We start from the raw sequence: 13,072 nt of genomic DNA on the forward strand, positions 1-13,072 counted from the left end.
CTCAGCGAGGGCCGATACGATTGACGGGGCCTCCGAGATTGGCGCCGCCGCGGGGCCGAACGACGACGGCCCCGTGTCTGACGACGCGCGGCGCCGGCGCGATCCTTGCTCCGGGCCGCGCGACGCAGCCTTTGGGCACACCGGCATATTTGCAGTAGACGACGGCGTCCGCTGGCGTGATCGCCATCGCCAGACCGAGGATGCAAAAGCCGGAACGCAGCATGAGTGTTGTCATCGTCGATCTCCTTTTCCCGATCGGCCGCTCGCGCATCGGCGCATCACAATGCCTGCTCGAGGCAGGCGCCGGCGGACTGAGCGGCGGAACGCGCCTGGGCGCGCTCGAGCTTTCCGGCCATGACGAGGGAGCGCGCCTGCGACTTCACGGTCGCGACGAGATCGACGCCCGGCGCCATCTTTCCGATGATCGACGAGTAGATCAGCTTGGCGTCGGGAGAGAGGCCGGCGGCGCAGGCGTCGGCCTTGGCGCGATCGGCGAGCGAGGACGTCGGGGACAGAGCGAGCATGGCGGCGGCCACGGCCAGGACGGAGAGCGGACGGATCATGTAAAAATCCCGAGGCGATGAGAACAGCGCGCGAGGCGGCGCGGGCGGAACTCGAGGGTGATCTCGAATTCGTCCCTCTCTAGCAATCGACGGGCGGTCGGCCCATCCCATGTACATGGGATGGGCCGACTCGCTGATAAAGCAGAAAAGTGTCGCCTATGAGCTCTTCCGCATCTGTTGCGTGGCGTGACGATCGAGAGGCCGAATAGGCCGCGGTTGCAGGCCGAGGCCGGGCGTTCTGGCGCGCGCCGCGCAATACGGCCGCCGGCTCACGATTTCGCATTATGCTCCGGCTTGCCCTTGCGCTTCGTCGAAGCCAAATCGTGAAGCTGCGTCTCGCTCATCGATTCGACCATCGATTTCGATGCGCCCTTCAGCTCGCTCTTCTTCTTTTCGCCGCGCTTGGCCGCGAGAGCCGCGCCGGCCGCCATTTGCTGAGCCTTCGATTTCGCTGGCATCGTTCGTCCCTCTTTTTTGCTCGGACTGCGGTTCAGGATGAAGGCGGCCCCCCGACCGTGTCGGCCATTGCGGCGCCGCGCCGCCCGAGCGGTTCCGGCCCGCTGAAGGTCCGATCGACGAACCCGCGATGAGCGCGAAAGTTCCCACGAGCCATGATGCGCCCGTGCGGCGGACCGGCCGCGGCGCTTGCAATTGCATCGCGTCCGGAGCAAAGCGAGCCGAGGACGAACGCCGAGGGGCGAGACCAATGCCGACCAGAGATCACAGGGGCGACGCGCCGCGCCGGCGCTTTGCGCGCCTCGCGGCCGTCACGGCGACTCTGTCGCTCGCCGCGAGCGTCGGCGCGCAGCCCGCGCAGACGAGCGGCTCGGACCTGCCCCGGCGCCGGCCGGGATCATGGCGCATCTCCACCCTCTCGCCCGAGATCGGCCTGCAGGCTCATGAGGTCTGCATCGCGGCCGGCGACGGCCTCGTCGGGCCGGTCGAGGAAAATTGCGCGAAGCCGGTGGTCGAATCGGCCAATGACCAGTGGATCGTCACGATCTCCTGCGGCCGCGCGGGCGGGCGCGAGGTGACGAGCCTGCTGTTCACCGGAGATTTCACCAGCTGGTACCGCGCTCAGGCGAAGACGACCTTTACGCGAGCCGATGGCACGGCGGCGCCGGGCTCCGGCTTCACCATCGACGCGAAATTCCTCGGCCCCGACTGTCCCAAGGAGCGCTGAGGCCGTCGGCCGCTCTCACTCGGCCTCGCGCACCTGCGTCGGCGCGGCCGGGGCGGTTTCGATCTTGGGCGTGCGCTTGAAGGTCGATTTGCGGCCGCGCATCGTCTGCAAAATCTTCGCGCCATTGGAGAAGGCGAGATAGATCATCAAGGGCGGCACCGACAGCATCGTCTTCACATAATCGACGAAGGAGCCGCGCTTCAGCGCGAGATAGGGCGGCAGGGTGAAGCCGAGGACGACGATCGCCGTCTCGATGCCGATGAATTTCAGCACCGGCAGATAGGGCGTGAGCGAGCCGCGCAGCAGCGCGCCGAGCATGAGGGCGATGAGGCCGAGCGCCGCCGTCGGGAAGAAAATCTGATGCACGATCAGCACGATCGCGGCGATGCGCTGGGTCAGCGTCCAGGGCGCGCGCCACAGCGGCAGCAGCGTTTTCTGCGCCACTTGCACGAAGCCGTTGGACCAGCGCCGCTGCTGGCGGCGGAAGTCGCGCAGCTCCTCCGGCACCTGGCCCGGAATCGGCGGCTCGGTGACGAAAACGCCATGCCAGCCGCCGAGCGCGGCGCGCACGGTGAGATCGAGATCCTCGCACAGCGAATAATCCGACCAGCCGCCCGACGCCTCGATCGTCTCGCGGCGCCAGATTCCGCCGGTGCCGTTGAATTGGAACAGCCAGCCGGCGCGCGCGCGGGTGCGCTGCTCGATGAGGAAATGGCCGTCCTGCACGAGACCTTGCGCGCGCGTCAGCCAGTTCTTGCGGAAATTGGCGAATTCGCAGCGCGACTGCACGAAGCCGGCGCGCTCGTCCTTCACCAGCAGCGGCACGGTGCGCTTCAGCCAATTGGCCGGCGGGCGGAAATCGGCGTCCAGCATGGCGACATAAGGAGCGTCGAACAGGGCGAGGCCCGCGGCGCAGGCGCCGGCCTTGAAGCCGGAGCGATCCTCGCGGCGCACATGCAGAATGTCGGCGCCCTGCGCGCGCAGCTCGCGCGCCACCGCCTCGGCGCGCTCGGGCGTCTCGTCGGTCGAATCGTCGAGCAGCTGAATGTGCAGCCGGTCGCGCGGCCAGTCGAGCTGCGCGACGCAGCGCAAGGCCTGCTCGGTCACCGCCGGCTCGTTGAACACGGGGATTTGCAGCAGCACATGCGGCAGCTCGTCCTCGGGAAGAGCGATCGCCTCCGGGTCCTTCACGCCGCGCAATTGATCGAACAGAAAGCGGGCGATGATCGCGATGAAGCCCGCGCCGATCAGGATCAGGATCAGCGCCGCCGTGAGGCAGACGCAATCGGCGAGAAACTGCAGAAGTGCGATGATCAAGCGCCTTATCCTTCTTCTTCGGCGACGGAATGCGGAGCCGGAACGGCCGTCTCGCCTCCCGCCGTGCGCGTGTCGATCGTCGCCTGCGCCCAGACGACCTTGCTCGCGGTCCAGGCGTGCAGCCATACGGCCAGCATCGTCGCCTCGCGGGCCAGAAAGACAACAGGCGACGCCGACGAGAGCGGCCATCCCTTGGCGAGGCACAACAGCCGCTCCATGACGAGCCACAGGCCGAGGGTCGCAGCGGCCCCGACCAGCGGAGCGAGCCCGACCAGCGGCGCGACCGCCAGCGAGGCCGCGACGGCCGGCAGCGCCTGGCAGAAAGGCTCGGCGAGAAAGGAGAGGATCTCGTCGTTGCGGCGCACGACGAACCAGCGCAATTGGCGATCATAGACGTCGCGGAAATTGCGTCGGCCGACCTCCAGGCGGACGAGACGATGCGAGAAGACGGTGCGCAGACCGATCTTCTTCAGCGCCTTGGCGGTCGCATTGTCCTCGCCGACCGTGTGGGCGATCGCGGCGAATCCGCCGGCGCGCAGAAAATCTCCGCGGCGGAACAGCATGATCTTGCCGACGCCGAAGCCGCCGCCGAGCACGGAGGTCGTGAACAACATGCGCTGATGCGGGCCGTTCAGGATCGCCGCCTCGACCTGCGCGGCGAAATTCTCCGCCTGCGCGGCATAATAGATGCCGCAGACGAGCCCCACGCCCTCCTTCAAATGGCGCATCGCCTCGGCGAGATCGCCGGGCTCGAGGATGACATTCGAGTCCTTCATCAAGATCACGTCGTTCTCGGCGTCGTTGAAGGGCCGGAACAGATTGTCGACCTTGGGGCTCGCCGCGAAGCGCGCCGTCGAATGCACGACGCGGGAGGGGACATGCGGATGACGGGCGAAAATCCCGCGCATCGCCTCGACGGCGGGAGAGGAGGCCTCGGTCGCCGAGGCGATCGCCTCGAATTGTGGATAATTCTGCGCGAGCGCCGACTCCTGCGCCTTGGCGAAGCCCGGCTCGCACGCCTTCACCGGCAAGACGACGGACACCGGAGGGCGGTCCTTGCGCGACCCGCGCCGCTCGACGATCCAGGGGTGGATGATCGCCGCAAGGACGGACACGAACAGCAGGCCGACCGAGCTCGCGTAGAAGATCACGCAGAAGACGAGGAACGGCAATGCGAAACTGTCGATCACGGCTCCTCCCGCTCGAGGGTTTGCGGCACGGTCACGTCGAATCGGCGCATCGCCGAATCGATGACGCCGGGCGGCAGCCACGCGAACAGCTTCATCGCATAATAGACGAACAGCGGAAAGGCGATCACCGCCGCACGGCGCTCCAGTCCACGGATGATGATCTCCGCGGCCTTCGCGTCGCTGACGCGTCCCGGCTGCCAGGCGTCGAGCCTGGCCGTCATCGGCGTCGTCACGAAGCCCGGCACGATGAGACTGACGCCGACCCCATGCGGCGCCAGCGCGCCGCGAAGCGAATCCGCATATAGGTGCACGGCCGCCTTGCTCGCGCAATAGGCCGGCGAATAGGGAAGACCGCGCAGGCCCGCCATGGAGCCGACGACGGCGATCTGCCCCTTGCGCCGCGCCGTCATCGCCGCCACGGCCGGCTCCACCGTGTTGAACACGCCATGCACATTGATCGCGAGCAGGCCGCGCACGGCGTCCGGATCCTCGGCGATCTGGCCGGACGCGAGGCCCGTGGCGACGCCGGCGTTGGCGATGACGAGATCGAGCGGCGCGCGCGCGTCGGACTCGGCGATGCGCGCCGCCATGCCGTGGCGGTCGCGCACATCGGCGATGGTCGTGTCGATCTCGGCGCCGGCGGCGCGGCAGGCGGCCGCGGTCTCCTCCAGCCGTCCGGCGTCGCGGCCATAGAGCGCGAGGCTGCGCCCCTCGCGCGCATAGCCGAGCGCCAGCGCGCGGCCGATGCCGCTCGACGCGCCGGTGATGAGGATGCGCCTCGTCTTCATCGTCCCCCCACCCGCTTCGGCAAGGTCATCAGCGCCTCGCCGACGATCGTCGGCGCCCGAGATTCGCCGCTGGCCAGAAGCCGCAAGAACACCCCCTCCTGCTCGGAGGCGCGGAGCACGCGGGCGGTGAGCGTCACCGCCTCGCCGCGCGTCACCGGCTGCACGAACTTTCCGGACAAGCGGGCGAGGAAGAGATCGCGCCGCCAGGCGAGCAGCATGGGCTCGAAGGCCGCCAGCAGCTTCATGCCATGAACAGGCGGCGCGCGAAAGCCGACGGCCCGCGCCAGCCGCTCGTCGAGATGGATCGGATTGTCGTCGCCCGAGACCGCCGCATAGGCTTCGAGCGCCGCGGCGTCGAAGGGGCCGATGCGCCGATCGGGCAGGCGCTCGCCGACGCAAGGCAGGCGCAGGCCGCTCACAGAGCGCCCTCCAGCGCCGCCGGGCGCGGCACGATGCGCAGCAGCGCCTCGGCGTGGAGCCGCGCCTCGCCGCCTTGCGTCGCGACGAACGCATTCACGACGAGCCGCGGCGGACTGGCCTCGCGGCGCATCGAGACGGTGAGATCATAGCTCTCGCCGACGCGCAGTGGAGCGCAATAGCGGAAATCCTGCGATTCGTGGACGGCGATGGCGTTTTCGGCGGCGAGGGCGGCGCGGATCGCCTCGCCGATCTCCGACGTCGTCATCCAGACGGCGGGAAAGGCGACCGGCACGATCTTCTCGAGCGTGTCGGCGAAGCCGGCCTCGCGGCGATAGCGCGCGACCCGCTCCTCGTCGGCGACGACGCGGAAGGGGCCGAGGCGGATGTCGTCGCTCGCCGGCTCAATGGCCATGCGCGCCCCCGCGGTCGAGCGCGCGCACGATCAGCACCACATTGATGCCGCCGAAGGCGAAGGAATTGGTCATCGCGACGCGCATGGGAACGCGCCGCGCCTCGTTGGGCACGGCGTCTATCGGGCAGCGCGGATCATAGTCGAGGAAGTTGATCGTCGGCGGCGCGATCTCCTCGCGCAGCGCCGCGATCGTCACGACGAGCTCGAGCCCCGAGCTCGCGCCGAGCGCATGTCCGTGAATGGGCTTGGTGGACGAGACCGGCAGCCGCGCCGCGCGCTCGCCGAAAACCCGCACGATCGCCGCCGCCTCGGTGATGTCGTTGGCGTGGGTCGCGGTGCCATGGGCGTTCACATAATCGATCGCGTCCGGCGAGAGGCCGGCGTCGTCGAGGGCTGCGAGCATCGAATTGGCGACCCCGTCGAGATCGGGACGCACGAAATCCTTGGCGTCGCTGGTCGTGCCATAGCCCGCGACCTCGCAGAGCGGCGCATGGCCGCGCTGTTCGGCCGCCGCCAGCGTCTCCAGCAGGAACACCGCGGCGCCCTCGCCGAGATTCATGCCGTTGCGGCCCTTGGAGAAGGGCCGGCAGAGATCGGGCGTCAGCACCCGCAGCCCTTCCCAGGCGCGAATGGTGCCATTGATGACGCAGGCTTCCGCGCCGCCGACGATGGCGCGGTCGACGAGCCCGAGCCGGATCATCTGCGCGCCGAGCCCGACGGACTGGCTCGCCGAGGAGCAGGCGCTGCCCATCGAGAAGGTCGGCCCATTGCAGGAATAGCGCATGCCGAGAGTGGTCGGCGCGGCGCTCGGAATGAGGCGCGGCACGCTCAGCATGTCCGGGCGGATCGACTGCGTGTAATAACGATAGAGACCATTGTCGATGGTCGTCATCCCGCCGATGCCGGAGCCGATGATGACGGCGGTGCGCGGGCCGGCGAGCTCGTCGCGGCCGAGGCCCGCCTGCGCGACCGCCTCGTCGGCCGAGACCAGCGCGAATTGCGTGAACGGATCGCAGAAGGGCAGGAACTTCGCGTCGATATGCGCGGCCGGATCGAAATCGGGCGCTTGCGCGGCGAATTTGACCCGTCCGTCATAGGGATGCGGCGTTATCAACGGTCGGATCTGCGGGACGCCGTCGCGCGCCGCCGCCCACAACGCCCCGGCGCCGACGCCCGCCGCCGACACCGCCCCCATGCCGGAAATCACCACGCGACGCTCGCCGGCGCCCCCGGAAGCGGCCATTTACTGCTTCTCTCGCTCTTTCATCACATATTCGGCGATGGCGCCGATCAGCTGCTCCACCGTCTTGGCGTCCTGCAGCGAGCCGTCCATCGGAATGTAGACGTTGAACTTTTCCTCGAGGGCGGTGAGGATCATGACGATGTCGACCGACTTCAGATCGAGGCTCTCGATCGTCGCGTCCGGGGTCACCTTGGTGCGGTCGACCATTCCCTCGGCCGCAATGACCTCGATGATCTCCTCGACGAGCTTGGCCTTCTCCTGCGGATCATCTGCCACGTCCACCTCCGTTCAGGGTGTTTCAGCCGCGCCGGCCGCCCCGGACCGTGGAGGCGGCGCTGTAATCCTCGTTAAGGCGCCCGGCCCGGAAAAGAAAGCCCGGCCCGAGCGAAGCGCTACCGATAGGACTCGCGGCACGGCGCGCTTCATGTAAGAAGACGGCTCGAACCGACTACCCTTCGAGGCTCGCTCATGACTTTGCACGATGCGCCGCTGGCCGGCGTCTTTCCACAGGGAAAAGAGGAGGACTGGCGCAAAATCGTCGATCGCGCGCTCAAGGGAGCGCCGTTCGAAAAGCTGATTTCCAAGACTTATGACGGAATCGCCATCTCGCCGCTCTATTCGCGGACGGCCGCGCCCGGCCCGCGCGCGCTGCGCGCCGCCCCCGGCCGCTGGTCCATCCTCGCCCGCGTCGACCATGGCGAGGCGGCCGCGGCCAATCGTCTCGCGCTCGACGACCTCGAAGGCGGCGCCGACGGATTGCACATCGTGTTCGCGGGCGCCCAAGGCGCCTATGGAAGCGGCGTTCTCGACGACAGCGACGAGGGCGTGGCCCATCTGTTCGACGCCGTTCACTTCGACTATGGCGTTCCGGCGCTGATCGAATTTTCTCCGCGCGCGACCAATGCCGTGGACGCCGTCCGGCGCCTGCTCGACCGCGCCCATATCGAGCCCTCGATCACCCGCGTCGCCTTCGGCTTCGATCCATTGGGCGCGCAGGCGCTGCACGGCTTCCTGCCGGGCCCCTGGGCCGAGCATTCGGGCGCCTTCGCCCGCAGCGTCCGCAGTGTCGCGGAGGCCGGATTCCGCTTCGGCGCGGCCTTCGCCGACGCGCGCGTCATTCACGCGGCCGGCGGCTCCGAGGCGCAGGAGCTCGGCTTCGCGCTCGCCGCCGCCCTCGCCTATTTGCGCGCTCTCGAGGCCGGCGGCCTGCCGCTGGACGCGGCGCGCGCGCTTCTGGCCTTCCGCCTCGCCGCCGACGCCGACCAATTCGTCACCATCGCCAAGCTCCGCGCCTTGCGGCGCCTCTTCGCGCGCGTCGAGGAGGCTTGCGGCCTCTCGCCCGCGCCGATCTACATCCACGCCGAGACCGCCTGGCGCATGGCGACGCGGCGCGATCCCTGGACCAATCTGCTGCGCGCGACGCTCGCCGCTTTCGGAGCGGCGATCGGCGGGGCGGACGCCGTGACCGTGCTGCCCTTCACCCAGGCGCTCGGAACGCCGGACGAATTCGCCCGCCGGCTCGCGCGCGACACGCAGCTCGTGCTGCAGGACGAATCGCATGTGCATGTCGTCGACGATCCGTCCGCCGGCGCCGGCGGCATGGAGGCGCTGACCGAGGCGCTCTGCGAGCGCGGCTGGAGCGAATTCCAGAAGATCGAGGCCGAAGGCGGGCTCGCGGCGGCGCTGGAGAAGGGCGCTCTGCAGGGCCGCGTCGCCGATCTTTCGGGCGAGAGGGCGCGGAATGTCGCGCGCTCGCGCGACAAGATCACCGGCTCCAATGAGTTTCCCGACATCGGCGAGGCGCCGGTGGCGACGCTCGCGCCCTTCGACGCGGCGCGGCTCGCGGCCCCGGCGCCGGACGGGGCGGTCCGCTCGGCGCCGCTGCGGCCGCGCCGGCTCGCCGAGCCGTTCGAGGGCCTGCGCGAGCGCTCCGACGCCGCGCTCGCCGAGACAGGCGCCCGGCCGCGCGTCTTCCTCGCCAATCTCGGCTCCGTCGCCGCCTATACGGCGCGCGCCAATTTCGCCAAGAACTTCTTCGAGGCCGGCGGCGTCGAAGCGGTGTTCGGCGAGGACGACTCCGACATCGCCGCGCTGTTTCGCGCGAGCGGCGCCAGGCTCGCGTGCCTTTGCTCCTCCGACGCGATCTATGCGGAACGCGCGGAGGAAGCCGCGCGCGCGCTCGCCGGCGCGGGAGCGCGAGTCTATCTCGCCGGACGGCCCGGCGAGCTGGAGGCGCGTCTGCGATCGGCGGGAATCGCAGAATTTATTTACGCCGGCGGCGATATGTTCGAGACCTTGCAACGTGCGTTCGAAGAGGCCGGGTGATGCGGGGGATCGTTGTTTCTGTTCTGGGCTCGATGGTTCTCGCGGGCGGCGCGCTCGCCGCTCCGCGCGAGAGCGCGGGCGCCGCGCCGGAGGCGGGCCGCTACGACGGCGCCTGGGTTTTCGAGGCGCGCGTGACGGTGGGCGCCTGCCCCGGACTGCTGCCCGAATCGATCGAGATTCGCGACGACCTGCTGGTCGGCACGCAGGCCGGAGCGGCGGCGCTCGCCGCTGGACGCATGGCGCATTGGGGCTATGTGGAAGGCGACGGCGCGATCATGACGCGCTTCACCTCGCGGGACGGGCATGTGGCGCGCGCGCATGGTCATCTGCGCGGCAATTCGGGCTCGGGGGCCTGGTCCTCCTCGACCGATAAATGCGGCGGCGCCTGGCGCGCCCAACGTGGCGGCGCCGAGCGCGCGGGGCGGTAAGAGATTTCGACAGTGTCAAAAGGCGCGCGTTCCCCCTTCTCCCGCTTGCGGGAGAAGGGGCGCGGCTCGACCTTTTCGCGAGTCTTCGCTCTCTATAAGGCGCCTCCGCCTCAATTCTCGTCTTCGCCGAACACCGGGTACGGCCGCGCGGAGCGCGCCGCCTGGCGCTGCGGGACCGGGGTCGCCGGAGCGGTCGGCTGCGGCGCCATGACCGCCGAGGCGAGGCCGAGCCCGTCGCGCTGATAGATGTCGTCGCGGAACTGGATCACCCCGTCCGGCGCCGCCCAGGCGGTCACATAGACCCAATAGACCGGCACGGCCGGCGTGATCTTCACATCGACGCGCTCGCCGGAACGAATCGCCTCGTCGATATGATCGCGGTCCCAGCCGGGCGTCTCCTTCAGCAGCCAGGCGACATAGTCGCGCACGTTCTGCAGGCGGATGCAGCCCGAGGAGACGAAGCGGAAGTCGTCGCCGAAAATGCCCTTGGCCGGCGTGTCGTGCATATAGACGCCGTAAGGATTGGCGATGTCGATGCGCACGACGCCGAGCGAGTTGAAGTCGCCGCCCGTATCCTGACGGAACTTGTAGTTCATCGCCTCGAGCGAGTTCCAGTTGATCTGCTCGGGCGCGAGCTCCACCCCGTCCTTGTTGTAGACGCGGATGTGATTGGCGGTGAGATAGTTCGGATCGGCCTGCATCTTGGGGATGAGATCCTTGCGGATCACCGAGGCCGGCACGGTCCAGAACGGATTGAAATTGATCTGGATCGCCTTGGTCTGCATCACCGGCGACTGGCGGTCGATCTTGCCGACGCCGGCGATGTGATGGGTGACGACATAGCCGTTCTCCACCGTCTCCACCGAGGCGGCGGGAATATTGGCGGTGACGTAGCGATTGCCGAGATCGCGCGAGAAGCTGCGCAGGCGGATGAGGTTGGTCTCGAGCTGGCGCAGGCGCGTCTCGGCCGGCACGTTGAGCGCAACGAAGCTCTGCTGCGAGACGACGCCGGTCGCGTTGATTCCGTGCCGCGCCTGGAACCGGCGCACGGCGGCCTCGACATAAGAATCGAACACCGGGCTCGTTCCCGTCTCCGGCCCGATGTCGCCGGAGACGATGAGGCGACGCCGCAAGATGGAGACCGCCGGGCTGTTGGAGCCGAGCCGCAGCTGCTGGCCGGCGGGCGTCATCGGCCAGCCGCCGCGCGCGACGATGTCCTGCATCTGCGTGATCGCCATCTCGGTCGCGGCGACGGTCTGCGGCGACAGGATCGGCGTCGTCGAGCGCGACACGGTGAGGCGTGGGTCGGCGTCGTAGCGCTGCGCCCATTCGGCCTGACCGCTGTAGTTGTCCCCGGCGGCGAGCGCGCCGGGCGAGCCGGCGCCGGCGAGCGCGCCCATCGCCGCGGCGAGGACGGATGCGCGAAAGGGCGTGAAGGCGGAGGATGAAAATCTACGCACCAGAAGCTCCAATTCCCGATAGGGCCGCAGAGCCGGCGTCACCCGCGCCGGGCGAAGCGCGACACGCGAGTTCGATTTACGGCAGTTCGGTTAAGAAGGGCCGAATAGTCCGGCGATTTTGTGACGCGGACGGCGCTTGCGTCCCCGCCGTCGGCCTCGACTCGAGACATGAGCGCCGCTTCGATTCCCGACGGGAGGAGCGTCACCCCACCCGCTTCCATCCGTCCATCCCGAGACGCTCCTGCGGCAGGAAGCGGGCCTTGTAGTCCATCTTGCGGGAGCCCTCGACCCAATAGCCGAGATAGAGATGCGGCAGGCCGGCGCGGCGGACCCGCTCCACATGATCGATGATCATGAAGGCGCCGAGCGAGCGCTCGTCGCGGTTCGGATCATAGAAGGAATAGACCATCGACAATCCATCGGCGAGATAGTCGGTGAGGCAGCAGGCGACGAGATGGCCCGGTCCGCCACCCGGCCGCGGGACCCGATATTCGATCAGCCGGGTCTCCACATGGCTGTCCTCGACCATCATCTGATAGTCGACCATGCTCATATCGGCCATGCCGCCGTCATTGTGCCGCGCGCCCACATAGGCGCGGAACAGCGCATATTGCTCGGCGCCCGCATGGGGGCGCCGCGCCTCGGCCGTCACATCGGCGTTGCGCTTCCTCACCCGCTTCAAATTGCGCGACAGGTCGAACTCGTCGACCCGCACGCGCACCGAGACACAGGCCCGGCACGTCTCGCAGGCCGGCCGATAGGCGATCGTCTGCGACCGGCGGAAGCCCGATTGGGTGAGCGTGTCGTTCAGCGCCGGCGCGCGCCGGCCGATCAGATGAGTGAAGACCTTGCGCTCCTCGCGTCCCGGCAGATAGGGGCAGGGCGCGGGGGAGGTCAGGTAAAATTGCGGCGCGTCGCGGGGCTCTCTCGTCACGCTTATTCGTCCTCGTGGCGGAATCGATATACCGCTTCCTCCGACGCCGGCCAGCGCAGGCCGCCCGGGCATATTCGAAACATATTAGAATCGAGCGCGGCGCCGCGCCAAGCGTTTTGCGAGAAGGGGCGGCTCAAACCACCCGCCGCAGCACGATGACATCGGCGAGGATATCGTGAAGGCAACGCTTGTCCGGGGTGACGAACGTCACGAGCAGCAGCGGCGGGAACAGCCAGGTGACATAGAACAGCACGCCGTGAACGGCTGCGTTCAGAAATGGCGCAGGCTCCCCGCTCATCAGCCGCACCTCGAGGTCCATGGCGCGCTGGCCGAGCGTCGCCATGCGCCAGCCGGAGACGGTCGAGCCATTGTAAAAAAAGGCGACGAGCGGGAAGAGCGGCGGCAGCAGAAAGACCGACAGGCCGAAGCTCAGCACGAACAGCGCCAGCCACAGGATCCCGGTGAGAAAGGTCACCAGGACGAGGTCCAGGCACAGGGCCGCGATCCGGCGGGTCCGCACGCCGTCGAGCGCCTCGCGCGGGACGAGAGTGTGCGGATGTGAGTAGAAGCGGCCGTCGCCGCCGGCGTCGAACATGGCAGTCCTGTCCTTCCGAGCGAGCCCGAAATGTCGGCGCGCCGCAACCAATATTCAAGCCGCGTGCGGGGAAAGCGGGGATTAATCGCCCCCGCGCTTGACGGCGCCGGCGCCTCGTAGCATGGCTCGCGCCAGACTGGCGGAATGCGAGCCCGACGGCTCGGGGTCCAGCGACGCGCGGACCGCGACACGCGCGCCGGGCGCGAGGCGGCCC

16 protein-coding genes are annotated in these 13,072 nt (G+C 68.7%); 3 read left to right on the plus strand and 13 right to left on the minus strand.

From position 1 onward, the window contains the following. Nucleotide 1: 1 nt before the first annotated feature. From K3F48_RS10665 to K3F48_RS10675, 3 genes are all read right to left on the minus strand, one after another. Nucleotides 2–235, minus strand: coding sequence for a hypothetical protein (locus K3F48_RS10665; RefSeq protein ID WP_222575422.1), 234 nt, complete (start codon nt 233–235; stop codon nt 2–4). A 43-nt stretch (nt 236–278) separates the two neighbouring features. Then, the gene (locus tag K3F48_RS10670) at nt 279–563 is read right to left on the minus strand and encodes a hypothetical protein (protein ID WP_222575423.1); all 285 of its coding nucleotides are present in this window, start codon (nt 561–563) and stop codon (nt 279–281) included. A gap of 269 nt (nt 564–832) precedes the next feature. Beyond that, complete coding sequence (locus K3F48_RS10675; RefSeq protein WP_222575424.1) at nt 833–1,021, minus strand: DUF3008 family protein; 189 nt, start codon at nt 1,019–1,021, stop codon at nt 833–835. 248 nt (nt 1,022–1,269) lie between these two features. Between K3F48_RS10675 and K3F48_RS10680 the strand changes: the two genes are divergently transcribed. Continuing rightward, complete coding sequence (locus K3F48_RS10680; RefSeq protein ID WP_222575425.1) at nt 1,270–1,746, plus strand: DUF3617 family protein; 477 nt, start codon at nt 1,270–1,272, stop codon at nt 1,744–1,746. Nucleotides 1,747–1,761: 15 nt separating this feature from the next. On the opposite strand, the gene K3F48_RS10685 is transcribed toward K3F48_RS10680, so the two are convergent. Genes K3F48_RS10685 through K3F48_RS10715 form a run of 7 tightly spaced genes read right to left on the minus strand, consistent with a single transcriptional unit; the run spans nt 1,762 to nt 7,392 of the window. Then, complete coding sequence (locus K3F48_RS10685) at nt 1,762–3,063, minus strand: glycosyltransferase (protein WP_222575426.1); 1,302 nt, start codon at nt 3,061–3,063, stop codon at nt 1,762–1,764. Between the two features lie 5 nt (nt 3,064–3,068). Beyond that, a complete protein-coding gene (locus K3F48_RS10690) occupies nt 3,069–4,253 on the minus strand; it encodes a glycosyltransferase (RefSeq protein ID WP_222575427.1) in 1,185 nt (394 codons plus the stop codon). Next, a complete protein-coding gene (locus K3F48_RS10695) occupies nt 4,250–5,041 on the minus strand; it encodes an SDR family oxidoreductase (RefSeq protein ID WP_222575428.1) in 792 nt (263 codons plus the stop codon). Before K3F48_RS10695 ends, K3F48_RS10690 begins: the two co-directional genes overlap by 4 nt. Beyond that, a complete protein-coding gene (locus tag K3F48_RS10700; RefSeq protein ID WP_222575429.1) occupies nt 5,038–5,460 on the minus strand; it encodes a MaoC family dehydratase in 423 nt (140 codons plus the stop codon). The genes K3F48_RS10695 and K3F48_RS10700 overlap by 4 nt, the downstream gene beginning before the upstream one ends. Continuing rightward, nucleotides 5,457–5,873: a hypothetical protein gene (locus K3F48_RS10705; protein WP_222575430.1), complete on the minus strand. Its 417-nt coding sequence runs from the start codon at nt 5,871–5,873 to the stop codon at nt 5,457–5,459. Before K3F48_RS10705 ends, K3F48_RS10700 begins: the two co-directional genes overlap by 4 nt. After that, nucleotides 5,863–7,116, minus strand: coding sequence for a beta-ketoacyl synthase (locus K3F48_RS10710; protein ID WP_222575431.1), 1,254 nt, complete (start codon nt 7,114–7,116; stop codon nt 5,863–5,865). The genes K3F48_RS10705 and K3F48_RS10710 overlap by 11 nt, the downstream gene beginning before the upstream one ends. Further along, entirely contained in the window at nt 7,117–7,392 is a 276-nt protein-coding gene (locus K3F48_RS10715) for a phosphopantetheine-binding protein (RefSeq protein WP_222575432.1), read from the minus strand. A gap of 192 nt (nt 7,393–7,584) precedes the next feature. Here K3F48_RS10715 and K3F48_RS10720 point away from each other — a divergent pair, with 192 nt between their 5' ends. After that, nucleotides 7,585–9,441 (plus strand): methylmalonyl-CoA mutase family protein, encoded by a 1,857-nt coding sequence (locus tag K3F48_RS10720; RefSeq protein WP_222575433.1) that lies wholly within the window; start codon nt 7,585–7,587, stop codon nt 9,439–9,441. After that, a complete protein-coding gene (locus tag K3F48_RS10725) occupies nt 9,441–9,869 on the plus strand; it encodes a hypothetical protein (protein ID WP_222575434.1) in 429 nt (142 codons plus the stop codon). Before K3F48_RS10720 ends, K3F48_RS10725 begins: the two co-directional genes overlap by 1 nt. 110 nt (nt 9,870–9,979) lie before the next feature. On the opposite strand, the gene K3F48_RS10730 is transcribed toward K3F48_RS10725, so the two are convergent. From K3F48_RS10730 to K3F48_RS10740, 3 genes are all read right to left on the minus strand, one after another. After that, nucleotides 9,980–11,269: a murein L,D-transpeptidase gene (locus K3F48_RS10730; protein ID WP_222575481.1), complete on the minus strand. Its 1,290-nt coding sequence runs from the start codon at nt 11,267–11,269 to the stop codon at nt 9,980–9,982. A 262-nt stretch (nt 11,270–11,531) separates the two neighbouring features. Beyond that, complete coding sequence (locus K3F48_RS10735; RefSeq protein WP_222575435.1) at nt 11,532–12,263, minus strand: arginyltransferase; 732 nt, start codon at nt 12,261–12,263, stop codon at nt 11,532–11,534. A 133-nt stretch (nt 12,264–12,396) separates the two neighbouring features. After that, nucleotides 12,397–12,858, minus strand: a complete 462-nt coding sequence (locus tag K3F48_RS10740) for an RDD family protein (RefSeq protein WP_222575436.1) — start codon at nt 12,856–12,858, stop codon at nt 12,397–12,399. Between the last annotated feature and the right edge of the window lie 214 nt (nt 12,859–13,072).

The sequence above is a fragment of the Methylosinus sp. Sm6 genome (assembly GCF_019802345.1).
GTDB lineage: Bacteria > Pseudomonadota > Alphaproteobacteria > Rhizobiales > Beijerinckiaceae > Methylosinus.